The sequence below is a fragment of the Pseudomonas sp. MH9.3 genome (assembly GCF_034354675.1).
Lineage (GTDB): Bacteria > Pseudomonadota > Gammaproteobacteria > Pseudomonadales > Pseudomonadaceae > Aquipseudomonas.
The window spans coordinates 607,632-633,068 of sequence record NZ_CP133785.1 but is presented as its reverse complement, the minus strand read 5'-3'; the positions used below and the strand labels follow the sequence as shown (position 1 = coordinate 633,068).

Annotated in this window: 19 protein-coding genes; 14 read left to right on the top strand and 5 right to left on the bottom strand. The window is 63.3% G+C overall.

Annotated elements, in window-relative coordinates:
- The first annotated feature begins 5 nt into the window (after positions 1-5).
- A complete protein-coding gene (locus RHM60_RS02495; RefSeq protein ID WP_209981625.1) occupies positions 6-773 on the top strand; it encodes an SDR family oxidoreductase in 768 nt (255 codons plus the stop codon).
- A 142-nt stretch (positions 774-915) separates the two neighbouring features.
- Here RHM60_RS02495 and RHM60_RS02490 read toward each other — a convergent pair whose 3' ends face one another.
- Positions 916-1,545: a DNA-3-methyladenine glycosylase I gene (locus RHM60_RS02490; protein WP_322213483.1), complete on the bottom strand. Its 630-nt coding sequence runs from the start codon at positions 1,543-1,545 to the stop codon at positions 916-918.
- Positions 1,546-1,761: 216 nt separating this feature from the next.
- Between RHM60_RS02490 and RHM60_RS02485 the strand changes: the two genes are divergently transcribed.
- The 3 genes from RHM60_RS02485 (at position 1,762) to RHM60_RS02475 (ending at position 4,651) form a co-directional block, all read left to right on the top strand.
- Positions 1,762-3,087 carry a C4-dicarboxylate transporter DctA gene (locus RHM60_RS02485; protein WP_231423747.1) on the top strand — a complete coding sequence of 442 codons (1,326 nt, stop codon included), beginning with the start codon at positions 1,762-1,764 and terminating at the stop codon, positions 3,085-3,087.
- A gap of 159 nt (positions 3,088-3,246) precedes the next feature.
- Positions 3,247-3,948 (top strand): FadR/GntR family transcriptional regulator, encoded by a 702-nt coding sequence (locus RHM60_RS02480; RefSeq protein WP_209981621.1) that lies wholly within the window; start codon positions 3,247-3,249, stop codon positions 3,946-3,948.
- A 16-nt stretch (positions 3,949-3,964) separates the two neighbouring features.
- Positions 3,965-4,651: a GntR family transcriptional regulator gene (locus RHM60_RS02475; protein WP_322213482.1), complete on the top strand. Its 687-nt coding sequence runs from the start codon at positions 3,965-3,967 to the stop codon at positions 4,649-4,651.
- Positions 4,652-4,763: 112 nt separating this feature from the next.
- Here RHM60_RS02475 and RHM60_RS02470 read toward each other — a convergent pair whose 3' ends face one another.
- Positions 4,764-9,632 (bottom strand): NAD-glutamate dehydrogenase, encoded by a 4,869-nt coding sequence (locus RHM60_RS02470; protein WP_209981619.1) that lies wholly within the window; start codon positions 9,630-9,632, stop codon positions 4,764-4,766.
- 491 nt (positions 9,633-10,123) lie between these two features.
- On the opposite strand from RHM60_RS02470, the gene RHM60_RS02465 reads away from it, so the two are divergent.
- From RHM60_RS02465 to RHM60_RS02420, 10 genes are all read left to right on the top strand, one after another.
- Positions 10,124-10,477, top strand: coding sequence for a hypothetical protein (locus RHM60_RS02465; protein WP_322213481.1), 354 nt, complete (start codon positions 10,124-10,126; stop codon positions 10,475-10,477).
- Between the two features lie 260 nt (positions 10,478-10,737).
- Positions 10,738-11,697 (top strand): AAA family ATPase, encoded by a 960-nt coding sequence (locus RHM60_RS02460; protein WP_003236444.1) that lies wholly within the window; start codon positions 10,738-10,740, stop codon positions 11,695-11,697.
- Between the two features lie 5 nt (positions 11,698-11,702).
- A complete protein-coding gene (locus RHM60_RS02455; RefSeq protein ID WP_209981617.1) occupies positions 11,703-12,635 on the top strand; it encodes a DUF58 domain-containing protein in 933 nt (310 codons plus the stop codon).
- Positions 12,632-13,126: a DUF4381 domain-containing protein gene (locus tag RHM60_RS02450; protein ID WP_209981615.1), complete on the top strand. Its 495-nt coding sequence runs from the start codon at positions 12,632-12,634 to the stop codon at positions 13,124-13,126. The genes RHM60_RS02455 and RHM60_RS02450 overlap by 4 nt, the downstream gene beginning before the upstream one ends.
- Positions 13,119-14,207: a vWA domain-containing protein gene (locus RHM60_RS02445; RefSeq protein WP_231423740.1), complete on the top strand. Its 1,089-nt coding sequence runs from the start codon at positions 13,119-13,121 to the stop codon at positions 14,205-14,207. The genes RHM60_RS02450 and RHM60_RS02445 overlap by 8 nt, the downstream gene beginning before the upstream one ends.
- Positions 14,204-15,937, top strand: coding sequence for a VWA domain-containing protein (locus RHM60_RS02440; protein ID WP_322213480.1), 1,734 nt, complete (start codon positions 14,204-14,206; stop codon positions 15,935-15,937). Before RHM60_RS02445 ends, RHM60_RS02440 begins: the two co-directional genes overlap by 4 nt.
- Complete coding sequence (locus RHM60_RS02435; protein WP_322213479.1) at positions 15,934-17,574, top strand: BatD family protein; 1,641 nt, start codon at positions 15,934-15,936, stop codon at positions 17,572-17,574. Before RHM60_RS02440 ends, RHM60_RS02435 begins: the two co-directional genes overlap by 4 nt.
- 431 nt (positions 17,575-18,005) lie before the next feature.
- Complete coding sequence (locus RHM60_RS02430) at positions 18,006-19,247, top strand: exonuclease SbcCD subunit D C-terminal domain-containing protein (protein WP_209981606.1); 1,242 nt, start codon at positions 18,006-18,008, stop codon at positions 19,245-19,247.
- On the top strand, positions 19,244-22,882 hold the full coding sequence (locus RHM60_RS02425) for an AAA family ATPase (RefSeq protein ID WP_322213478.1): 3,639 nt from the start codon (positions 19,244-19,246) through the stop codon (positions 22,880-22,882). The genes RHM60_RS02430 and RHM60_RS02425 overlap by 4 nt, the downstream gene beginning before the upstream one ends.
- Complete coding sequence (locus RHM60_RS02420; RefSeq protein ID WP_322213477.1) at positions 22,879-23,472, top strand: glutathione S-transferase; 594 nt, start codon at positions 22,879-22,881, stop codon at positions 23,470-23,472. The genes RHM60_RS02425 and RHM60_RS02420 overlap by 4 nt, the downstream gene beginning before the upstream one ends.
- 36 nt (positions 23,473-23,508) lie before the next feature.
- Here RHM60_RS02420 and RHM60_RS02415 read toward each other — a convergent pair whose 3' ends face one another.
- From RHM60_RS02415 to RHM60_RS02405, 3 genes are all read right to left on the bottom strand, one after another.
- Positions 23,509-23,688 carry a hypothetical protein gene (locus RHM60_RS02415; protein ID WP_322213476.1) on the bottom strand — a complete coding sequence of 60 codons (180 nt, stop codon included), beginning with the start codon at positions 23,686-23,688 and terminating at the stop codon, positions 23,509-23,511.
- 156 nt (positions 23,689-23,844) lie between these two features.
- Complete coding sequence (locus RHM60_RS02410; RefSeq protein WP_209981598.1) at positions 23,845-25,020, bottom strand: lactonase family protein; 1,176 nt, start codon at positions 25,018-25,020, stop codon at positions 23,845-23,847.
- Entirely contained in the window at positions 25,007-25,297 is a 291-nt protein-coding gene (locus tag RHM60_RS02405; RefSeq protein WP_322213475.1) for a DUF5629 family protein, read from the bottom strand. Before RHM60_RS02405 ends, RHM60_RS02410 begins: the two co-directional genes overlap by 14 nt.
- Between the last annotated feature and the right edge of the window lie 140 nt (positions 25,298-25,437).

Here is a 25,437-nt window from a genome sequence, read left to right as displayed (position 1 = left end):
CCCTCATGTCCAAGACCCAACTGTTCGACCTCGACGGCAAGATCGCTTTTGTCTCCGGTGCCAGCCGTGGCATCGGCGAGGCCATTGCCAGGTTGCTGGCCCAACAAGGCGCCCATGTGATCGTTTCCAGCCGCAAGCTCGAAGGCTGCCAGCACGTGGCTGATGCGATCATCGCCGACGGCGGCAAAGCCACCGCCGTGGCCTGCCATATCGGTGAAATGGAGCAGATCACCCACGTGTTCGCCGGCATCCGCGAACAGTTCGGCCGCCTGGATATCCTGGTCAACAACGCCGCGACCAACCCGCAGTTCTGCAATGTGCTGGACACCGACCTCGGCGCTTTCCAGAAGACCGTCGACGTGAACATCCGCGGCTACTTCTTCATGTCGGTGGAAGCCGGCAAGCTGATGCGCGACAACGGCGGCGGCAGCATCATCAACGTGGCGTCGATCAATGGCATCTCGCCGGGTGTGTTCCAGGGCATCTACTCGGTGACCAAGGCTGCGGTGATCAACATGACCAAGGTGTTCGCCAAGGAATGCGCCGAGTTCGGCATTCGTTGCAACGCCCTGCTGCCGGGCCTCACCGACACCAAGTTCGCCTCGGCGCTGGTCAAGAACGACGCGATCCTGAAAATGGCCCTGGCGCAGATCCCCCTCAAACGCGTGGCCGACCCGAGCGAGATGGCCGGCGCGGTGCTGTTCCTGGCCAGCGATGCGTCGAGCTACACCACCGGTGTTTCGCTGAATGTGGACGGTGGCTTCCTCTCCTGACCCTGGCCTGAAACCCACACAAAATCCCTGTGGGAGGGGGCTTGCTCCCGATAGCGGTGTATCAGTGACAGATAGATGCCTGACACTCCGCTATCGGGAGCAAGCCCCCTCCCACAGTTTTGATTCCGTTCAAGCCACAGACTCAAGGTCGTTTGAACTGGCGCCGCAGCACTTCGACCTGCTGGCGGCAGGCGCATCCTTCCAGGTGATCGTTAACCATCCCCATCGCCTGCATCAACGCGTACATCGTGGTCGGCCCCACATAGCTCCAGCCGCGTTTCTTCAAGGCTTTGGACAGGCGCACCGACGCCGGCGATGTCGGGTTCGCGGCCCAGTAGGCCATGTCGACCACCGCCGGGCGCTCGTCAGGGCCAGGCTCGAACGCCCATAGCCAGCGCGCCAGCGAGCCGGTCTCCTCCACCAACTCGCAGGCCCTGCGGGCATTGTTGATGGCGGACACTATTTTCGCGCGATTACGCACAATGCCGGGATCGTGCATCAGGCGCTCGATAGCCGCCTCGCCGTATTGCGCCACGCGGCGAAAATCAAAACCGTCGAACGCCGCCCGGAACTGCTCGCGCTTGCGCAGGATCGTGATCCACGCCAGCCCCGCCTGAAACCCCTCCAGACAGATCTTCTCGTACAGGCGGATATCATCCGCCACCGGCACGCCCCATTCATGGTCGTGGTAGCGCAGGTACTCCGGCGCGGCCATACGCCAGGTGCACCCGGTAAGCCCGGTCTCGTCAGTTGTCAGCCCTGCCTGATCCATGCATCACCTCGTATGCCGAGCGCGGATGATAAGCGAAAGTTTTTCCACCCCGCCAACCGCCCAAGCATCGCCCTCGCCGACCAACTGGTCAGACCAGGACCTGTCAACCGCCAAATATTTGCTTGTGATTTCAAAAAAATCCGGCCTAGACTGGCCGCGCACTGGACTTACCGGTATGACCACAACAATTAAGCCCTGGAACCACCAGGGCACCGAATAGGGATTCCTCCCATGCTCAGATGGTGCTCGCGTTCGATTTTCCTGCAAGTCGTGATTGGCCTGATGCTCGGCATCGCCTGCGGCCTGGCCCTTCCCGAATTCTCCACGCAACTCAAACCTCTGGGTGACGGTTTCATCAAGCTGATCAAGATGCTGATTGGCCTGATCGTATTCTGCGTGGTGGTCAGCGGCATTTCCGGCGCCGGCGACCTGAAGAAAGTCGGGCGCATCGGTCTCAAGTCGGTGATCTACTTTGAAGTGCTGACCACCGTCGCCCTGGTGATCGGCCTGATCATGGCGTTCAGCACCGGCATCGGCCAGGGCGCCAATATTCACCTGGAGCAGCTCTCCTCCGCCGGCCTCAATGAATTGGCGGACAAGGGCCAGCACCTCAAGGGCACCAGCCAGTTTCTGATGGACCTGATCCCCAACTCGGTGATCGGCGCCTTTGCCGACAACAATGTGCTGCAAGTGCTGCTCTTCTCGGTGCTGTTTGGCAGCGCACTGAACCTGGTGGGCGAAGCGGCCTCGGGCATCTCGCGGCTGATCAACGAACTGAGCCATGTGATTTTCCGCATCATGGGCATGATCGTGCGCCTGGCACCGATTGGCGTGTTCGGTGCCATCGCGTTTACCACCAGCACCTACGGCCTGGATTCGCTGCAACACCTGGGCAGCCTGGTGGGCCTGTTCTACCTGACCTGCTTTGCCTTCGTCGCACTGATTCTCGGCCTGGTGATGCGCCTGTCGGGCCTGCGCATGCTGCCGCTGCTCAAGTACCTGCGCGAGGAGCTGCTGATCGTGATGGGCACCGCCTCCTCCGACGCCGTGCTGCCGCAGGTGATGCGCAAACTCGAGCACCTGGGCATCGGCAGTTCCACCGTGGGCCTGGTGATTCCCACCGGTTATTCGTTCAACCTCGACGGGTTTTCAATCTACCTGACCCTGGCGATCGTGTTTATCGCCAACGCCACCGGCACGCCGCTGTCGATGACCGACCTGATGACCATCCTGCTGGTGTCGCTGATCACCTCCAAGGGTGCCCACGGCATACCCGGTTCCGCGCTGGTGATTCTGGCGGCGACCCTCACCGCCATCCCGGCGATTCCCGTGGTGGGCCTGGTGCTGGTGCTCGCGGTGGACTGGTTCATGGGCATCGGCCGCGCGCTGACCAACCTGATCGGCAACTGCGTCGCCACCGTGGCCATCGCGCGCTGGGAAAAAGACATTGATATCCAACGCGCCAACAAGGTGCTGGACGGCGAGCAGGGTTACGCCTTCCAGACAAAGAAACCGGTGTTGCCCGCGCATCAGGAATTCTGAAAGCGACACAGATTCACTGTGGGAGGGGGCTTGCTCCCGATAACGGTGGGCCAGCTTGCACCTCCGGTGACTGAAACACCGCGATCGGGAGCAAGCCCCCTCCCACACTGGATTTTCACTGGGATAACCACTGTGTTTGCAACTTAAGGAGGCATCGACGTGATCAGCACCTCAACCGTCGTCAATTCAGTCGTGGAAAAACTGCGTGCCGCACTCAAGCGCGGCCAGTGGCGGCGCGGTGAAATGCTGCCCGGTCAGCGTGAACTGGCCGAACAGATGGGCATCAGCCGGCCCAGCCTGCGCGAAGCAGTGATCGTGCTGGAAACCCTCGGCCTGGTGCGGTCCATGCCCGGCAAAGGCGTGGTGGTGCTGGAAAACAGCGTCAGCCAGCCACACTCGAACGACGCTGTGGCCGATGCCAGCCTGGAAGATATCCTGCAACTGCGCTACACCCTCGAACCGTTCATTGTCGGCCTGGTGGCGCAATCGATCAGCACCCAGGAGGTCGGCCAACTGCGCCTGACCCTGATGGACATGCGCGAAGCCCTGGATGCCAGTGATGCCGAAGCGGGCATGCACGCCTACATCGGCTTCCATGAAGCGCTGTTCGCCCTCACCGCCAACCCGATCTTCCAGAACGTGGTGCAGCAAACCCGCAACGCTCTCAAACAGAGCGCCCAGGTACTGCGCAACTCGCCCGAGCACCTGGCCGAACGCCTGCGGGAAAACGAAGCCGTGGTACGCGCCATCCGCAACAAGAACAGCGCCCTGGCCAGTGCCGAAATGCGACGGCATATCCTTCAGGAAGGCCTGCGCATGGGCATCGCCCTGACCATTCCGGACGACCATCCGGGCAGCTGATTTTTGGAGACCGGCCATGACCGCCCACGCCCTGCACCGCCACCCGCCCCAGCCGCCACTGCACTTGATTGCCGGTAAAAAGCCCTCGGCAGACGACATTTACGCGCGGCTGTTCGACGCCATCCTTGAACACCGCATTGTCCCGACCAGCCGCTTTACCGAAGAAAGCCTGGCTGAAACCTTCGGCGTGAGCCGCAGCGTGATTCGTCGGGTGCTGACCCGGCTGTCCCATCAGCAGGTGGTCCTCCTGCGCCCCAACCAGCGCGCCCAGGTCGCCGCGCCGGATGCGCAGCAAACCCGGCAGATTCTCGAGGCACGGCGACTGACCGAAGTGACCGTGGTGCAATTGGCCTGCGCCCAGGCCACGCGCCTGCACATACGGCAACTGCGCGAATTGATTGCACGGGAACGTGAGTGCATCGAACGGGATCAGCGCGGGCCGGCAATTCGGCTGTCCGGGGAATTCCATATGCAACTGGCGGTGATGGCGGGCAATGGACCGCTGGCGCAGTTCCTCAACGGCCTGGTGCCGTTGACGTCGCTGGTGATTGCCCAATATGCAGCGCAGGCCTGCACGTATTGCGCGTGGCAGGAACATGGGGCGATTGTGGATGCCGTCGAACAGGGTGACTCAAACGTGGCTGTGAGGTTGATGAGCCAATACCTGGATCACCTTGAAAGCAGGTTGCTTAAACGCCACTGACTTTAACTAAATAGGCAAATCACCCACATTGGATGTGTGGTGTTGGACAAAAACTGATCCAACAAAAAGCCCCTGCATCTCACGATGCAGGGGCGTTTGTCTTACTGCCTGATCAAGCCGGCTGCAGCACCGACTGACCACTCAACGCCAGGTCCAGCAATTCACGGTTGGCCACCGCGTACATGGCGTAGTCCGTGCCGACCGCAGCACGAATTTCCACCATCATGGCGCGCCAGCGATCAGCCATGTCCTGGTGCTGCTCAAGCCACAGAGCCACGCGGGCGTCCATCTCCTGCGGCGCGTCGGCCATTTGCAGGACCGAGATGGTGATTGCCCGTTGCTGCCAGTCCACATCGTCGCGGAACGCTTCGCGGGCCTGGGCCTGCCAGTTGTTGGCCACCGGCAGATCGCTGATCTGCTGCAGGTACCACGGCAGGTCCAGGGCGCTGCCCACGGCAAAGTAGGCCTTGGCCACTTCGGCGGCGTCGTGCCCGGTGACGTCGGCAGCTTCGATGATCGGCAGCAAGGTGTACAGGTGGGTGGTGCCTGCCACCATGCGCGCCAACAATTCCGGCACGCCGGCTTCGGTGTAGGCCTGGTAGCGGGTCTGCCAGCCTTCGCGGGTCGGGCCTTCCAGCAGTTCGTCGAGCTTGAGGCCCAACGCCGCCAGATGCGGACCGAAGTGCGCGGTGTCACGGCCAGCGTCCTGCTCGTTGCGACGGCTGCGCAGGAACCAGCGCGTGGCGCGGCGGCCCAGGCGCATCAGCTCGTCCATCAGTTCCAGCTGCACGTCGGCGGAAACCTGATGGTCCAGCGCCTCGATCTGCCGGAACCAGTGCGGCAGGTGAAAGATGTCACGCACGATCACATACGCACCGGCCACGTTCGCCGGGCTCATACCCGTCGACTCCTTGAGGCGCTGCACGAAGGTGATGCCCATGTGGTTGACCAGGTCGTTGGCGATCTGGGTGCTGACGATCTCACGCTTGAGACGATGGCGACGCATGGCCTCGGAGAACTTGGCCACCAGGCTCGGCGGGAACGCGGTCTCCATGTCACGGGTCAGGTACTCGTCGTCCGGCACCTGGGACTTGAGCAAGGCTTCCTTGAGGTCGATCTTGCTGTACGAGATCAGCACCGACAGCTCCGGACGGGTGAGACCCTTGCCATTGGCAGCGCGCTCGGTCAGCTGCTCCTCGGTCGGCAGGTACTCGATGGCGCGGTCCAGCTTGCCACGGCCTTCCAGGTCGCTCATCAGACGCTTGTACTCGGCGGCACGCTCGTAGGCACGGCGGGCGGCCAGGGACAGGGCCTGGGTCTGCTTGTAGTTGTTGCCCAGCACCAGGTGGCCGACTTCGTCGGTCATGCTCGCCAGCAGCTGGTTGCGCTGCTTGTCGGTCATGTCACCGGCCTGCACCACTTCGTTGAGCAGGATCTTGATGTTCACTTCGTGGTCGGAGCAGTCGACGCCACCGGCGTTGTCGATGAAGTCGGTGTTGGAGCCGCCGCCATTGAGGCCGAATTCCACACGACCCAGCTGAGTCATGCCGAGGTTGCCGCCCTCGCCCACCACCTTGCAGCGCAGCTCGTTGCCGTTGACGCGCAAGGCGTCGTTGGCCTTGTCGCCCACGTCTGCATGGCTTTCGGTGCTGGCCTTGACGTAAGTGCCGATGCCGCCGTTCCACAACAGATCCACGGGTGCCTTGAGCAAGGCATTGAGCAGCTCGGTCGGGGTCAGCTTGTCAGCCTTGATGTCGAAGCGTTCTTTCATCTGCGGCGAGATAGCGATGCTCTTCGCGCTGCGCGAGAAGATACCGCCGCCTTCGGACATGATGCTGGTGTCGTAGTCGGTCCAGGCCGAACGCGGCAGCTCGAACATGCGCTGGCGCTCGACGAAGCTGGTGGCCGGGTTCGGGTTCGGGTCGATGAAGATATGCAAGTGGTTGAAAGCCGCGACCAGTTGCAGCTTATCGGACATGAGCAAGCCGTTACCGAACACGTCACCGGCCATATCGCCGACGCCCACCACGGTGATGCTGTCTTCCTGCACGTTGATGCCGCGCTCACGGAAGTGACGCTGCACACCCACCCACGCGCCCTTGGCGGTGATGCCCATTTTCTTGTGGTCGTAACCGGCCGAACCACCGGAGGCAAATGCATCGCCCAGCCAGAAGCCGTAGTCGATGGCGATGCCGTTGGCGATGTCGGAGAAGGTCGCCGTGCCTTTGTCAGCCGCCACCACCAGGTACGGGTCATCGTTGTCGTGACGCACGACGTTGGCAGGAGGCACCAGCGCGCCGTCTTTCAGGTTGTCGGTAATGTCCAGCAGCCCGGAGATGAAGATGCGGTAGCAGGCGATGCCCTCGGCCGCGATCTCGTCCCGGCTGCCGCCCAACGGCAGGCGACGCGGCAGGAAGCCGCCCTTGGCGCCCACCGGCACGATCACCGAGTTCTTCACTTGCTGGGCTTTTACCAGGCCGAGCACTTCGGTGCGGAAGTCTTCTTCACGGTCGGACCAGCGCAGGCCGCCACGGGCGACGTTGCCAAAGCGCAGGTGCACGCCTTCAACGCGCGGCGAGTAGACGAAGATTTCAAACTTCGGCACCGGCTTGGGCAGCTCGGGGATCGCGTGCGGGTTGAACTTGAAACTGAAGTACGACTTGTTCTGGCCGTTGGCATCGGTCTGGTAGAAGTTGGTGCGCAGGGTGGCCTTGATCAGGTCCAGGTAGCGCCGCAGGATGCGGTCTTCGTTGAGCACCTGAACATCGTCCAGGGCGCTGGTGATCGCTTGTTCCAGACGCTGCTGCTTGTCTTCCAGGTCATCGGCGGTGAGCTTGCGCGCCAGGTAGAAGCGGGTCTTGAACAACCGCGTCAGCTCGCGGGCGATGTCAGTGTGGTTGTTCAACGTGCTGGCGATGTAGCCGAGGTCGAAGCCCAGGCGGATCTGCTTGAGGTAACGCGCGTAGGCACGCAGCAACGCCACGTCGCGCCAGGGCAGGCCGGCGGTGAGCACCAGACGGTTGAACGCATCGTTCTCGGCGTCGCCATGCACGATGTGCACGAACGCGTCCTGCAGGGTGTCGTTGAGCTGCTGGATATCCAGGTTCACGCCTTCGGCGGCGATGAACGCAAAGTCATGGATCCAGAATTCGCGGCCGTTGGCATGACGCAGGCGGTACGGGAATTCACCCAGCACACGCAGGCCGAGGTTTTCCAGGATCGGCAACACGTCGGACAGCGCCAACGGAGTGTCGGCGTGGTAGAGCTTGCAATGCAGCTCACGCTGGCCGGAGACCTGGCCCAGCGGCTGATAGAAGCTCATCACCAGCGGGTTGGCTTCGGTGAGGCTGAGCAGGTGCTGCATGTCGACCACGGCCGAATGCGCGGCAAAGCGCTCGCGGTAGCCGGCCGGGAAGCCTTTCGGGAAATCCGCCAGCACGTTGGTGCCGTGGGCTTCGCCGAAGCTCTCGACGACCAGGCTTGCGTAGTCATCCTGCCAGCTGCGGCAGGCCTGCACCACTTCCTTTTCCAGTTGCAGCGGGTCGATGTCCAGACGGTTCTTCGGGTCAACCCGCAGAATCAGCTGCACACGGGCCAGCACCGACTCGGAGAAGAAGGTCCAGAACTCGCAGTCGGAGGCCTTCAGGCGGTCCATCAGCACTTGCTGGATTTTCTGCCGTACTTCGGTGGAGTAGACGTCACGCGGCACATAGGCCAGGCAGTAGCAGAAGCGCCCGTACGGGTCTTTGCGCAGGAACACGCGGATCTTGTTGCGCTCCTGGATCTGCACGATCGACATCACGGTGCTGAACAGCTCGTCGACCGGGGTCTGGAACAGGTCGTCACGGGGCAGCACTTCAACCACCTGGGCCAGTTCCTTGCCCAGGTGAGCCTTGGGCTGGAAGCCGGAGCGGCGTTCGATCTCCGCGACCTTGCGGCGGATATACGGGATGACCCGCACGCTTTCGCCGTACACCGACGAGGTGTACAGGCCCATGAAACGGTGTTCCTTGAGGACCTTGCCGTCGGCATCGATCTCGCGGATCGACACGTAGTCCGGGTAAGCCGGGCGATGCACGCGGCTTGGGTGCGCAGCCTTGGCAAACGACAGCACGGTCGGCTCGCGCAGGTAGGCCACGGCGTAGTCTTCGATGCGCAGGTCGTCGGCGCTGAGGCCGGCACGCAGCAGCTTGGTCAGACCGAGGAAGGAGCTGGCGTCATATTCGATATGACCGCCGTCCGCCTCGTCACGTACCACGAATTCTTCGTAGCCCAGGAAGGTGAAGTGGTTGCCCACCAGCCATTCGAGGAAATTCTTGATCTCGGCTTTTTCTTCGCCGTCAATCGCGTACTGGCTGGCATCGATACCGGCCAGCAGGTCCTGGACCTTGGCTTTCATCGGTTCGAAATCGGCCACCGCCACCCGCACTTCGCCCAGTACCTGCTCCAGCTCTTTGCTCAGCACGCTCAGTTCGGCAGCGTTGGCGCAGCGGTCGATTTCCAGGTACATCAGCGATTCCTGCTCGATGCCCTCGCCCTGGGTGCCCTTGGGCAGGATTTCCAGCAGATCGCCCTTGCTGCCACGACGGGTGCTGAGCACGGTGGTCTGCAGGGTGTGGATGCTGTAGCCACGGCGGTTCAGCTCGGTACGTACCGAGTCCACCAGAAAAGGCAGGTCACGGTGCAGCACTTCAACCGCAGTGTGGGTCGACTGCCAGCCGTGACGTTCGTAATCGGGGTTGTAAACGCGCACTTGCGGTTGCGCAGGATCGAAGCGCTCAAGCAGGCGCCAGGCAGACAGGGTGCAACCGGCCAGGTCAGACAGGCGACGCTGGGTCAGTTCATCCAGGGAAATAATGCCGAAGAATTGCTCAGCGAACAGTGCCACTTGTGGCAGTGCCTGTTCGCTGATGTGCTGCGCCAGTGCCGCTTGCAGTTGATGCTGGAAGTCGGCCTTGCTGGCTGCGGTGAAGAACGCCATCTGTGGTACTCCGCTTGGGCTTGTTATTGATGGAAGCGTCGCGTGTTATCCCCGTGCGGGGAGACCGTCAGCTCTGTTCGTGGGTAACGATGACAAACACCATAAACCAATCAGAGTGACAGGTGGGTGAAGCTGGACAAGACAGTCAGGTCACATACAACTTCCACAGGATGAACCGCAGCCGGGTGACGGTACGACGGGCAGGTCAGACGCCCGGCCAGGGCACATCCGTTGCGCAGCTTAACGAGTGCGGGAAGATAGCTGCTTGCGATCCTGCGACATATTCGGTCATCGGTACGCAGGGTTGGGGTTGCGCCTTGGGCAACCCGGTTTCCTCGGCAGAAAAACCGTCTGTTTTCCAGGCCTGGAGTACCGAAAATGACTGGTATTGCCCGTCAGGTCATGCTTGGGGTCTGACACAGGATGCAGCACAAAATTCGCCGCAATGGCACAATTGCCCGCGCATCACCCTCCCCCCGACAGGATTCCCCATGCTGCAATTTAAAACCGACGCATTGATGGCCACCCCGTGCGACGACGAAGAAGACAACATGGCCATGCTCTGCTGCCACGGTAAAAGCGGCGAGATGTTCATGCTGAGCCGTTACCCGGATGAAGACGAAGTGGAGTTGACCTGGGACTACGAGCCGTCGACGCTGGACGGGCTGAAAGTCAGCCTGAGTGACACGACCTTGCTGATTGAGCTGGCCGCTGGCGATGCCGATGCCTTGGGTGGCAAGGACCAACTGGAGATCAGCCACGCCACCGTTGCGGCGGATATGGCCGAAGTCGAAGAGACCTTGCAGAACATTCTCAAGGGCACCGGCACTTTCACCCGGATTTAAGCTGCACCAACGATCAAATGTGGGAGAGGGGCTTGCTCCCGATAGCGGCGGGTCAGTTGATACATCTGTGACTGACACACCACTGTCGGGAGCAAGCCCCCTCCTACATCGGCCGTGTTCCAAAACAAAAATCCTACACGATTTGCCAAAAATACCCGTTACGCCGTTAGTCGCCGCCCCCTTCGATGCATTAAAGTAGACGCCCCCGGCCTTGGCAGTTTGCATAACACCCAGGCTCTTCTTCCCAGGAACCGTCATCGATGGAACATCGTGAAGCGCTGCTTGCGCTGCGAACCTTTCTTTCCACGCAGATTCTCGGCCAGGAAAAACTCATCGAGCGCCTGCTCATTGCGCTGTTGGCCGACGGCCACATGCTGGTGGAAGGCGCGCCGGGCCTGGCCAAGACCAAGGCCATCAAAGAACTGGCCGAAGGCATCGAAGCGCAGTTCCATCGTATCCAGTTCACCCCCGACCTGTTGCCCGCCGACATCACCGGCACCGAGATCTATCGTCCGGAAACCGGCAGCTTCGTGTTCCAGCAAGGCCCGATCTTCCACAATCTGGTGCTGGCCGACGAAATCAACCGGGCGCCGGCCAAGGTGCAGTCGGCCCTCCTCGAAGCCATGGCCGAGCGCCAGGTCAGCGTGGGTCGCAGCACCTACGACCTGTCGCCGCTGTTTCTGGTGATGGCCACGCAAAACCCCATCGAGCAGGAAGGCACCTACCCGCTGCCCGAAGCCCAGCTCGACCGTTTCCTGATGCACGTCAAGATCGGCTTCCCAGACGCCGCCGTGGAGCGGCGCATCCTGCAACAGGCGCGCGGCGAAGCGCTCAACGGTGAAACCAAGCCCGAACGCCGCGTCAGCCAGCAGGCGATCTTCGCCGCGCGCAAGGAAATCCTCGGCCTGTACATGGCCGATGCAGTGGAGGAATACCTGGTGCAACTGGTGATGGCCACGCGCACCCCGGCCAAGTTCGACGCGGAAATGGCCGAATGGATTGCCTACGGCGCCAGCCCCCGGGGCTCGATTGCCCTCGACCGCTGCGCCCGTGCCCACGCCTGGCTCGCCGGTCGCGACTTCGTCAGCCCGGAAGATATCCAGGCGGTACTGTTCGACGTGCTGCGCCACCGCATCATTTTGTCCTTCGAGGCAGAAGCCGCCGGCATCGACCAGGACCGCGTGGTGCAACGCATTCTCGACGTCGTTGCCGTCGCTTGAAGCCGATGAACACCAGCGCCGGGATCCGCGTCACGCTCAGCGAGCTGATCGAGATGCGTCATCGCGTGCGCGAAGTGCAGCTGTTCTCCACGCCCGGCCAGCGCAGCCCGATGATCGGCCTGCACCACTCCAAGCTGCGCGGGCGCGGTGTCGACTTCGATCAGGTGCGCGTATACCAGGCCGGCGACGACGTGCGCACCATCGACTGGCGCGTCACCGCGCGCACCCAGGAACCGCACACCAAGCTGTTCCACGAAGAGCGCGAACGCCCGATCTTCATCATGGTGGAACAAAGCTGCCGGCTGTTTTTCGGTTCGGGGCAGATGTTCAAGTCGGTGCTGGCGGCGCAGGCCGCCAGCCTGATCGGCTGGGCCGCGCTGGGGCATAACGACCGGGTCGGCGGGCTGGTGTTTGGCGACCGCGAGCACTACGAAATCAAACCCCGACGCAGCAAGCAGAGCCTGCTGCAACTGCTCAATCGCCTGGTGCACGTCAATCAGAGCCTGAATACCGACAGCCTTCCGGAAGCCGATGCCCTGGGCATGGCCCTGCGCCGTGGCCGCGAGGTGTTGCGCCCGGGCAGCCTGGGCATCGTGATCTGCGACGAGCGCGCCCTCACCGAAGGCGCCGAACAGCAACTGAGCCTGCTGTCGCGCCATTGCGACCTGCTGCTGCTGCCGATTTCCGACCCGCTCGACCACGCCCTGCCCGCCGCCGGGCTGCTCAGGTTCGCGCAACGCGGCGCGCAACTGGAACTGGACACACTCAACTTCGACCTGCGTCAGGCCTACAAGGCCCAGGCCGAAGCGCGCACGGCGCGCTGGGAACGGCTTGCACAGAAACTGCGGGTGCTGCTGATGCCCTTGAGCACCCAGAGCGAAATGGTCGAGCAACTGCGCGAATACCTCAACCCGCAACGCCCGGTCAAAAAACAATGAGCAGCCTCGACCAACTGCAACCGCTGATCACCCCGCCGCCCATTGGCCTGTGGCCGCCCGCGCCGGGCTGGTGGCTGTTGCTGCTGGCAGTGCCGCTGCTCGGCTGGGGCCTGTGGTGGGCTCGCCGCTTCCTGCCCGCCCGCCGTCCGGTAGCCCGCGCCGAGCAACCGTTGGACCCGTTGCGCATCGCCGCCCTCGCCGAACTGGCCTTGATGCCCAAGCCATACGACGGCGCCCCCGCCGGTGCCTGGCTGCAACAGCTCAACGGCCTGCTCAAGCGTCTGTGCCGCAACGATTACCCCTACAGCCAGAGCCACACCCTCAACGGCCGCAAATGGCTGGCATTCCTCGATAACCGCTGCCCGGCCGCCGGCCTCACGCGCTGGATGGTGCTGGTAGAAGGCGCCTACAAGCCCGAATGCAAGCTCGACGACAAGGCCATCGCCGGCCTCACCCAGGCCGTCGACACGTGGATTCGCAAACATGTTTGAGTTCGCCTGGCCGTGGATCTTCGCCCTGCTACCTTTGCCCTGGTTGATGCGACTGCTGCTGCCCATCGCCGACAGCGGCGAGCCGGTACTCAAAGTCAGCTACCTCGAGGACCTCGAAGGCCTGGCCCGACGCCGCGCGCGCATCAACCTGCCCGGCTGGCGCCAGCAAGCGCCGTTCGTGGTGCTGTGGCTGTTGCTGCTGACCGCCGCGGCCCGCCCCGAATGGCTCGGCGAACCGCTGCCGATTGCCGCCAGTGGCCGCGACCTGCTGGTGGCGGTGGACGTGTCCGGCTCCATGGACTTCCCCGACATGCACTGGCAGGACGAGGACGTCAGTCGCCTCAGCCTGGTCAAGCATTTGCTCGGCGATTTCCTGCAAGGCCGCGAAGGCGATCGCGTCGGGCTGATCCTGTTCGGCAGCCAGGCGTATTTGCAGGCGCCGCTGACGTTCGACCGGCGCACCGTGCGCACCTGGCTGGACGAAGCGCGCATCGGCATCGCCGGCAAGAACACCGCCATCGGCGACGCCATCGGCCTGGCCCTCAAGCGTCTGCGCCAACGCCCGGCGCAGAGCCGCGTGCTGATTCTGGTCACCGACGGCGCCAACAATGGCGGCCAGATCGACCCGCTGACCGCCGCGCGCCTGGCAGCCGAAGAAGGCGTGAAGATCTACCCCATCGGCATCGGCGCCGACCCCGAGCAGACCGGCTCCCTGGGCATTCTCGGCGTCAACCCGAGCCTGGACCTCGACGAGCCGGCGCTCAAGGCCATCGCCCAGGCCACCGGCGGCCAATATTTCCGCGCCCGGGATGGCCAGGAGCTGCAGCAGGTGAAGGAAACCCTCGACCGCCTTGAACCGGTCGAACAGCAACCCACCCAGGCCCGCCCGGCCCAGGCGTTGTACAGCGGGCCGCTGGCGTTGGCGCTGATCCTGAGCATGCTGCTGGTGATCCAGGAACGCTGGCCCGACAACGCGCTGCAACGGCTGTTGAGCAAACTGCCGAGCCGGGGGATGTTCCTGCCGCAGCGCCCCGAATGGCGCCAGCGCCTCAAACGCCTGCGTTTGCGGAGGCGTCGATGATCGATCTGTGGCCGCATTGGTTCCGTCCCTGGTGGTTGTTGCTGCTGCCGCTGCTCGGCTGGCTGCTGTGGCAGTTGTGGCACCGGCAAAAACGCGCCGGGCGCTGGCAGATGATCCTGCCGCCTGCGTTTCACGCCGTGCTGCTCAGCGGCGGCAACGGGCGCGAGAGCAAATCGCCGTGGGTGTTGCTGGGCCTGGCGTGGCTGCTGGCTTTGCTGGCATTGCTCGGTCCGAGCTGGCAACGCGTGGAACAAACCAGCCAGAAGCCTGCCGACCCGTTGGTGGTGCTGCTGGAGCTGACCCCGCAAATGCTCGCCACCGACAGCCCGCCCAATCGTCTCGAACAGGCGCGGCGCAAGCTGTATGACTTGCTGCAGGCGCGCAGCGATGCGCAAACCGCCATCGTGGTGTACGCCGGCAGCGCCCACACCCTGGTGCCGCTGTCGGACGACCTCGGCACCAGCCGCAACCTGCTCGAAGCCCTGCGCCCCTCGATCATGCCCGAGCCTGGCCATCGCGCCGACCTCGCCGTGGAAAAGGCCCTGGCCCTGCTCAAGCACGGCGGTCTCGGCCAGGGGCGCCTGCTGTTGATCGGCTCGTCGCTGTCCAAACAGGAGCGCCAGGGCATCCGGCTGTTGTTGCAGGGCAACGCGTCACCGGCGCTGTCGATCCTGGGTATCGGCAGCCGCGAAGGCACGCCGGTGACCCAGGAAAGCGGCGAGTTCCTCAAGGACGAACAAGGCGCGATCCTGATCCCGCGGCTCGACAGCCCGACGCTCAAGGCCTTCGCCAACGAGATGGGCGGCCGCTACCGCGCCGCGCGCCTGGACGACAAGGACCTGCGCCAGCTCGGCGTGCTCGACCCACCGCAAACCCTGCTCAGCGACGGACAATGGCTGCACCTCGACACCTGGGCCGACCAGGGTTACTGGCTGCTGCTGCCGCTTTTGCTGCTGGCCGCCTGCGCCGGGCGCCGCGGCTGGCTGTTCTGCCTGCCCCTGCTGCTGCTCGCCGCGCCGCAGCCCAGCTACGCCTTCGAGTGGCAGGACCTGTGGCTGCGCGCCGACCAGCAAGGCCAGCAGTTGCTGCAAAAACAACGGCCCGCCGAAGCGGCCGAGCGTTTTGCCGACCCCCAGTGGCAAGGCGTGGCGCTGTATGAGGCTGGCAACTATGCCGAGGCGATCAAGCGTTTTGCCCAGGGCACTGACGCCAGCGCCCACTACAACCGAGGCAACGCCCTGGCCCGCTCCGGCGAGCTGGAAGCGGCGATCGATGCCTACGACCAGGCCCTGGAAGCACAGCCGGACCTGAAACCGGCGCTGAAAAACAAGGCCCTGGTCGAAGCCCTGATGCAGCAGCAGGCGCCCCCCGAGCCGCCAGAGCCTGCAAAAAACGAAGATGACGAAACCACCCAACCCGGCCAAACTGCGCAACCGGGCGACAGCGGGCAACGTGCCACTGGCGGCGAGCAATCGTCCCAGGGCCAGGGCCAGACCGGTGACACCCAGCCGAGTACGCCGGCCAAGTCCGGCAGCAACGAAGTACCGGGCAGCGAGCTGGGCGATGAGCAAACCACCACCCCGCCGCTGAGCGCCAATGACGCCAGCCTTGACGGCGAACACCGCCAGGCCCTGGAACAATGGCTGCGGCAGATTCCGGACAACCCCGGCGAGCTGCTGCGGCGCAAATTCTGGTACGAACAGCAACAGCATCAGGACAAGACGCGATGAGCCGCCGCACCACCCTTCTGCTTCTGCTCGCGCTGACGGCAGGCCCCGCCCAGGCGGCGAGCCTGGTCGCCAGCGTCGACCGCAGCCGCCTCAACGCCGGGGAAACGGTGGAACTGACGGTGGAATCGAGCGACGTCACCCAGTTCGGCAAGCCCGACCTGTCGCCGCTGGACGCGCAGTTCGAAGTCAGCGGCACACGCCAGATCAACCAGCTCACCACCCTGGGCGGCGACAACCACGCGACCACGCGCTGGATCATCACGTTGTTGCCCAAGGAGAACGGCGAGGTGGTGATCCCGCCGCTGCAGGTGGGCGAATACACGACCCAGCCGATCACCCTGCAAGTGATGGAAACCGCCAGCCAGAACACCAGCGCGGAACTTGCACCCGTGTTTGTTCAGGCCAGCCTCGACCAGAACACCGCGTACGTGCAGGCTCAGGTGCTGTTGACCGTGCGCGTGTACCACTCGGTGTCGCTGTATGACGACAGCAGCCTCACGCCATTGCAGATCCCGGACGCGCGCATCGAGCAACTGGGCGAGTCGCGCACCTACGAGAAAGTCATCAACAGCATCCGCCATGGCGTGATCGAAACGCGCTATGCCCTTTACCCGCAGCGCAGCGGCGCGGTGGAGATTCCCGCGCAGACCTTCAGCGCGACGCTGGTGGAGTCGCGCCCGGCGCAGGAAAACACCCTGCAAGGCACCAAGCCGGGCAGGCTGATCCACGTCAGCTCCGCGCCCATGCTGCTGACGGTCAAGCCCAAACCCGCCCTGTACCCGGCGGATACGCCCTGGTTACCGGCGCGCAGCCTGACCCTCACGGAAAGCTGGAATCCGGAGCCTGAGCATGTGCAGGTCGGCGATTCGCTGACCCGCAGCCTCACGGTCAAGGCCGAAGGGCTGTCCAGCGCGCAACTGCCGACCCTGCCCAGCACCGACATCGCCGGTCTGCGCCGCTACCCGGACCAGCCGGTGCTGGGCAACCAGAACAGCGACCGCGGTCTGGTCGGCAGCCGCGAAGACCGCGAGGCGCTGGTGCCCAACCGGGTCGGCGCGCTGGAGCTGCCGCCGGTGGAAGTGGTGTGGTGGAACACCCACGAAGACCATCTGGAGCGCACCAGCCTGCCGGCGCGCACCCTGCAAGTGGCCAACAACCCGAGCCTGGTGGTGGACACGCCCGCCACCCCGACCATCATCACTGCACCGGACGACAGCCGCCTGTGGCTGTGGCAGTTGAGCACCCTGCTGCTGGCCTGCACCACCCTGCTCGGTTTCGGCCTGTGGTGGCGCGCCCGCTCGCAGCCGGCCGTGTTGCGCGCCGCGCAAACCGGCCCGAGCCCGCGCAGCCTGCTCGACGACCTCAAGCGCGCCACCCAGGCCAACGACCCCCAGGCCACACGCCAGGCGCTGGACGCCTGGGCCCGCCAGCAACCGGAAACCCTCGCCGAAATGGCCGCGCGGTTCGTGCCGTTGTCGGATGCGCTGGATGGGTTGAATGGCGCGCTGTACAGCGAAGGGGGCCACTATTGGCTGGGCGAAGACCTGTGGCGCGCGGTGAAAGCCATTCCGATAGCGGACCGCGAGCAGGACCCAACAACGGACAGCACCAGCTTGCCGCCGCTCTATCCCAAATAACCGACACACCCAAAACTCATGTGGGTGGGTTTGTCTGTGGCGAGCGGGCTTGCCCTAATGCCGTTCAGTTAAGCGCAGATTCCCTGTGGCGAGCAGGCTTGTCCTGCGTTGGGCTGCGCAGCAGCCCCAAAGCCAGGCGCTGAGCCGTATCAGGTACACCGCGTTTTGCTCGATGGGGGGCGCTTCGCACCCCAACGCGGGGCAAGCCCGCTCGCCACAATAAGCCCACACATTTTCCTTAACTGAACGGCATTAGGGCAAGCCCGCTCGCCACAGGGAGGGTGAGATTTCCGGTTCTAAAGCAGCCCGTTATTTTTGTGTTTGATAAGAGTGGCTTGCCCCTCCCACCCTTGATCTGTGTCGGTTGCAGGCATAGCCCGCGCTTTTGCAGGTAAACTCCCCTCCTTTCCATCTTCTCCACGGAGTTCGCCTTGCGTCTGTTTCACACCTCCGACTGGCACCTGGGCCAAAACCTCCATGGCCAGGAACGCGACTTCGAACACGCCTGTTTCCTGGCGTGGCTGCTCGGCCAGCTCAAGGCCCACAGCCCTGACGTGCTGCTGATCGCCGGCGATATCTTCGACACGGTCAACCCGCCGCTCAAGGCCCAGGAGCGGCTGTATGACTTCATCATCAGCGCCCACGAACAAAACCCCGCACTGACCATCGTGATGATCGCCGGCAACCATGACTCCGGCTCGCGCATCGAGTTGCCCGCGCCGTTGATGCGCCGTCTGCGCACCCATGCGCTGGGCCGGGTGCTGTGGCTGGATGACGGGCAACTGGATGCCGAGCGCCTGCTGATTCCTTTGCCCAATGCCAAAGGCAAGATTGCCGGCTGGTGCCTGGCGCTGCCCTTCCTGCGCCCGGCGGAAGTCACTGGCGCCCACCTGGGCGACGACTACCTGCGCGGCATCGGCCAGGTGCATGAATGGTTGATCGCCGCCGCGAACGCCAAGCGCAAAAAAGGCCAGGCGCTGATCGCCATCAGCCATGCACACATGGCCGGCGGTTCGGTGTCGGAAGACTCCGAGCGCAGCCTGATCATCGGCAATGCCGAGGCGATGCCCGCCAGCCTATTCGATAGAAGTGTCGCCTATGTTGCCCTCGGCCATTTGCACAAACCGCAAAAGGTCAACGGCGAAGAGCGCATTCGCTACAGCGGCTCGCCGATTCCACTGTCGTTTTCCGAGATCGGCTACAAACACCAGATTCTCGACGTGATGTTCCAGGGCGAAAGACTGGTCAGCGTCGAACCGATCCTGATTCCGCGCTCGGTCAACCTGCAACGCCTGGAAGCTGCCCCCCTGGCCGATATCCTCAAGGCCCTGGCGGACTTGCCCGACATCGACCTGCTCGCCGAGACCCAGCGCCATCCCTGGCTGGAAGTGCGGGTGCGCCTGGACGAGCCGCAACCGGACCTGCGGCAGCAAATCGAAACCGCCCTGCAAGGCAAGGCCGTGCGCCTGGTGCGCATCGCCGCCGAATACGCCGGCACACGCGGCCAGGACGACGCGGACCAGGCGCGGCTGGTCGAACTCGACCAGCTCACGCCCCAGGAGCTGTTCAGCCGCGCCTGGCAGGACAACTATGGCAGTGAAGTGGATGAACAGACCTTGAAGGACTTCGCCGTGTTGCTCCAGGAAGTGCAGCAGGAAGGTGAGCAACCATGAAGATCCTCGCCATCCGCCTGAAAAACCTCGCCTCCCTGGCAGGCCCGTTTGAAATCGACTTCACTGCCGAGCCCCTGGCCAGCGCCGGGCTGTTCGCGATTACCGGGCCCACCGGCGCCGGTAAAAGTACCTTGCTCGATGCCCTGTGCCTGGCGCTGTTTGGCGCGGTGCCACGGCTGGGCGACACCGGCCAGGCGAAAATGCCCGACGCCGATACCGATATTTCCATCGGCGACCCGCGCACGCTGATTCGCCGCGGCACGGGCGGCGGCTATGCCGAGGTGGATTTTGTCGGCGTCAACGGTCGTCGCTACCGCGCGCGCTGGGAGGCCAACCGCGCCCGCGACAAGGCCAGCGGCAAGCTGCAAAACAGTCGGCAAAGCCTGCTCGACCTGGACAGTGATCAGGTGCTGGCCAGCCAGAAAACCGAATACAAGACCCAGCTGGAACTGGCCCTAGGCCTGAACTTCGAGCAGTTCACCCGTGCGGTGTTGCTGGCACAAAGCGAGTTCAGCGCCTTCCTCAAGGCCAATGACAACGAGCGCAGCGAACTGCTGGAAAAGCTCACCGATACTGCGCTGTACACCCAGCTTGGCCGCCGCGCCTTCGACAAGACCCGGGACGCCCGCGAGGTGCACAGGCAACTGCAGGACCAGGCCACCGGCATTGTCCCGCTGGCCGCCGAAGCCCGCGCCGAGCTGGACCAGCAACTGAGCGAGGCGCAGCAACAGCTCAAGACCCGGCAGGCCCAGCTCAGGCAGTTGGAGTTGCAGCACACCTGGCTCAAGGAGTTGCGTGAGTGGCAAGAGCTCCATCAACATGCGGCGCAGCAACTGCAGCGCGACGAGCAGGCCTGGGCAGCCCAGGCCCCGCTGCGCCAGGACCTTAATCACTTGGAGCAGTTGGCGCCGCAACGACACCATTTTGCACGCCAGGCCGAACTCAGTACCTTGCTCCCGCCACTGGCGGCGCAGATTCAGCAGTATATTGAACAGCAACACGCGCTGCAGACCCGCCAGCAGCAGGCACAGCTGCAACAAACCAGCGCGCAAAGCGCTGTGGCCCAGGCGGTAAAAAACCAGGCCGACGCTGCGCCGCTGTTGCGCCAGGCCGTCGAAGAGCAAAGCACCCTCGCCCACCTGACCCGCGACCTCGCCAAGCGCACCGAAGAAAAACACCAGCAGCAAAGCGCCTGCCTTGAAGGCCAGGCCCGGCTCAAAGCCATGCAGGACAAACACGCCGACGTCGAACAGCGCCTGCAGCGCCTGGCCGCAGAGCTTGAGCGCAGCGCCAACCTCGCCCCGCTGAGCGACGCCTGGAACGCCTACCGCGACCGCCTGCAACAGTTGATGCTGATCGGCAACCGCCTGAGCAAAGGCCAGGCCGAATTGCCCCAACTGGAGCAACGCGCCACGGCCACTGCACAGGCGTTCGCCGAGCAGCGCGAAGCGTTGGACCTGCTGTTTCAGGAGGCCGGTGCCGAACCCCACGCGGTAGCGGAACAGGTGCAACTGCTGGCCAGCCTGCTGCAGGACAATCGCAAGCAGCAGCGCGCCTTCGAAGAGCTGACGCGCCTGTGGGACAGCCAGCAACAGTTGGACCAGCAAGCCGCCACCCTCACGCAGAAGCTCGCCGATGCTGCGCAACAACGCGAGCATCTGAACCAGGCCGGCCTGCAAGCCAAGGCCGAACTGGCGGTGGCCGAACAGACCCTCACCGTGACCCGGCAACTGCTGGAGCGCCAACGCCTGGCGCGCAGTGCCAGCGTCGAGGAGTTGCGTGAACAGTTACAGGATGATCAGCCCTGCCCCGTGTGCGGCAGCCCTGAACACCCGTATCACCAGCCCGAAGCGTTGCTGCACAGCCTGGGCCGTCACGATGAAACCGAAGAGGCCACGGCGCAGAAGGTCGTCGACACGCTCAAGGAAAAGCTCACCGAACTGCGCGGTGAAGTCGGTGGCCTGATCGCCCAGCAGAAAGAGTTTTTGCAACAACAGGAACACCTGGCCGCCCAGCACACTGCGCTCAAGCCGAGCCTTGAAGCGCACCCTTTGTCGGCTTCGCTGTTCAATCAGGAAGCGGCCAAACGCAGCGCCTGGCTGGGCCAGCAGCTCAACCAGCTGACTCAGAGCATCGGCCAGGACGAACAGCGCCAGGCCGCACTGCTCAACCTGCAACAGAATGCCGGGCGCCTGCAGCAGCAGTTGAACAGCGCCCAGCAAGCGAGCCAGCAAGCGCGCCAACTGATGCTCGACCAGCAACGCGAACTGGCCAACGACCGCGAACGCCTTGACGAAGAGCTGCACGCCTTCGCCAACCTGTTGCCCGCCGAAACCCTCGACGGTTTGCGCAGCGATCCAGCGGCAACCTTCATGCTGCTCGACCAGCACGTCAGCCAGCGGCTTGAGCAACTGGGCCACCAACGCGACGAACTGGCCGAACAACAAGCGCGTCAGCAGGCCATCGAAAAAGAGCACACCCATCAGCAACACCGTGAGCAACAGCTCGACGCGCTTAACCAGCAATTCAACGAGCTGGCGACGCAGCAACAGGCCGCTCAGGAAAAACTCGGTACTTTGCTGGGCGACTACACCAGTGCCGAACACTGGCAACAGCAACTGGAACAGGCAGTGGTGCAATCGCGCCAGAGCGAAGCCGAGGCCAGTCAACAGTTGCAGGCTATTCACGACGAACTGATCCAACTGGCGGCCGACCTCAAGGCTCGCCAGGAGCGTCAGTCGGCGCTGCACAGCGAACAACAGGCGCTCGACACGCGCTTGAGCGAGTGGCGCGCACGGCATCCCGAGCTGGATGACACGCACCTCACGCGTTTGCTGGCGTTCGATGATGCCCAACTGAGTGAACTGCGTCAGCAGGTGCAGACCAGCGAAAAAGCCCTCGAGCAAGCCAGGGTGTTGCTGCTTGAGCGCGAACAGCGCCTGGCCGAACACCAGGCCCTGCACAACGGCAACCTCGAAGCAGAACAGTTGGACAACAGCCTCGCCGCCCTCAATCAGCACATCGCCGAGGCCGAAAAACAGTGCGCCGAGCTGCGCGCACGTCAATCGGAAGACCAGCGCCGTCAGGAGGCCAACAGCGCACTGGCCGCGCAAATTGCCCGGGCCTATGAAGAGTGGCAGCGCTGGGCACGCCTGAATGCGCTGATCGGCTCGGCCACCGGCGACACCTTCCGCAAGATCGCCCAGGCCTACAACCTCGACCTATTGGTGCACCATGCCAACGTGCAGTTGCGCCAATTGGTGCGCCGCTACCGCCTCAAGCGCGGCGGCAGCATGCTTGGCTTGCTGGTGATGGACACGGAAATGGGCGACGAACTGCGCTCGGTGCATTCGTTGTCCGGCGGCGAGACGTTCCTGGTGTCGCTGGCCCTGGCCCTGGGGCTGGCGTCCATGGCGTCGAGCACCCTGAAGATCGAGTCGCTGTTTATCGACGAAGGCTTCGGCAGCCTGGACCCCGAGTCGCTGCAATTGGCGATGGATGCCCTGGATGGCTTGCAGGCCCAGGGCCGCAAGGTGGCGGTGATCTCCCACGTGCAGGAGATGCACGAGCGCATCCCGGTGCAGATCCAGGTCAAGCGTCAGGGCAACGGCTTGAGTACCCTGGAGGTACAGTGAGCGAGGCGCTGTTGTATTCGTTCCGGCGTTGTCCTTATGCGATGCGCGCACGTCTGGCCTTGCGTTATTCAGGCGTGGCGGTGCGCATCGTCGAGGTGAGCCTCAAGGCCAAGCCGGCCGACATGCTGGCGCTGTCGCCCAAGGGCACGGTGCCGGTATTGAGCGTGGGCGGCCAAGTGATCGATGAAAGCCTGGCGATCATGCAATGGGCCCTGGCGCAGCACGACCCGGATGACTGGTTGCTGCAGGATGACCCGGCCGCGCTGGCGTTGATCGCCGAGAATGACCAGGGCTTTAAATATCAGTTGGATCGGTACAAGTATGCCGAGCGCTACCCGGAGCATCCGATGGAACATTATCGGGCCGAGGGTGAGGTGTTCCTGCAGAAGCTGGAAAATTTACTGGCGGGGCATAGCTGCTTGTTGGCCGATCATTTGAGCCTGGCAGATGTGGCACTGGCGCCGTTCGTGCGCCAGTTTGCCCATGTGGATCGCAAGTGGTTCGCCAGTACGCCCTATGTCCGATTACAAACCTGGCTGCAGCGCTTTCTGCAATCGCCGCTGTTTGTAGCGGTAATGGCCAAACCCTGAGTTCAACACCATCAAATGTGGGAGCTCAGTTCAAGCTTATCGCAGGGTCTTGTGATCCAGGGCGGCATAGAAGTTGGCGCTTTGTTGCAGGTACTTCTGGGTGTAGGCGCTGGTGCCGGATTTTTTGTCGGTGACTTCCACGCTGGCGACCGCTGGCAAGGCAACAGTGGCGGAAACAGCAGAAGCGGCGATGATGGAGAAGAGGTTCAAGTTCATGGCGGTAACCCTCGTGTTCGTTTGGTTGAGTGGCCGGGGAAGGCCTTGGGACTCAACGTACGCCCGAGGGTTGAACCTTAGAAATGCTTTGAAACAGTAGCCGCTATTAACAGAATTAATAGACAAGCTCAGGCCCCGCGTTGCGGGGCCTGTGGCTTATTGACGCAGCAGAAACTTGAGGTCGCTGGGCGCATCAATAGGCAGTTTCTGCACGGTTTTACCCAACAGGCCGGTCTTCGGGTCGCGTTCGATCACCACGATTTCATTGCTCTTCTGGTTGGCGATCAGCACGAACTTGCCGCTCGGGTCCAGGCTGAATTCACGCGGGTGGTCGCCCTCGACGGAGCGTTTTTGAATCTGCTTGAGGTGCGCCGTTGCTGGGTCGATGCTGAACACCAGCAGTTGATTGGCCGTACCGCGATTGCTCACGTACAGGAACTTGCCGTCACTTGAGGCATGCAACGCCGCACCGGCCTTGTCGGTCACCGGCTGGCCGGTGGCGTAATCCACCAGTTGGGTCTGGGTGAGCTGGCCGTCCTGATAATCGAACACCGCAATCTGGGCGCTCATCTCGGTGGTCAGCCAGGCATGCTTGCCGTCGGCGCTGAACAGCAGATGACGCGGACCGCTGCCGGCAGGGAGTTGCACCGACGCCGGCCTGGCCGGGGTCAAGGGCTGTTCGTGGTTGGCCTTGGGGTCGTAACGGTAGACAAACATCTTGTCGGCACCCAGGTCCTGCACGAACACGTAGTTGCCATCGGGCGATGACACCACCGAGTGCACATGGTTGGACGCCTGGCGCTCAGGGTTTACGCCACTGGCGGGGTGCCCGCTCATCTGCACCGGTGCCGACAGCTTGCCACTGGCGTCCAGCGGCAGAATCGCCAGGCTGCCGCCTGGGTCTTCCAGTACCGAGTAGTTGGCAACGAACAGATAGCGCCCGTCAGCCGCAATGCTGGAATGGGTCGGCTCATTGCCCAGGCTCTGCACCTGGTTGATCAGGCTGAGCTGATGGTTCTGCGGGTCGATGCTGTAGCCGCTGACGCGTCCGACCGCATCCTGCTGGCCCGGGCCATTTTCGTTGACCACGTAGAGACGCTTCTGGTCTTTGGAAAGGGTCAGCCAGGACGGATTGGCCGCCTTGGCCGCCAGCACCGGCTTGCCGTTGAACTGGCCGGTGCGGCTGTCGAACTGCAGGCGGTAGATTCCTTCGCTGCTGCCAGCGGTGTAGCTGCCCACCAGCAGGTCATGGGTGTCGGCCGGTGCAGCCTGCACCGACATCGCACCGACACTGCCCGCCATCAGCAGCGGCCAGAATTTACGCATCATCATGCTCGTCGTCCTCATCGTTATTGTTGCCGGTGATAGCACTCATGCAGATCAGGCGATGCTCGCCCGAGTCACTGCAGAGGGTCCAGCTTTGCAGGGTGTTATCAAACGTGGCGTTTTCCACCTGCTGAAGGCTGAAGGTCCAGCGCTTTTCTGCGTGGCCGTCCATGGCGGTGATCAGCAGGTGTTCCTTGGACAGCGCAAAGTCGAAGGCGTGCAGCCCGTCAATTTCAAGCATGTCGGCGGTGGCAAGGACGGTGGTGAGGTTGTCGGCAGTCATTACGAGTCGGTCATCGGCAAAGAGAAAGTGCACATGATAGGCGAGTTGGCGCATCAGAGGGTGGCGGTAACCGGCTAACGCCCGCGCGGCATTGCGAGCCGTAACGTAAAGGGATCCCCTTCTCTTTCGTAAAGGAATAC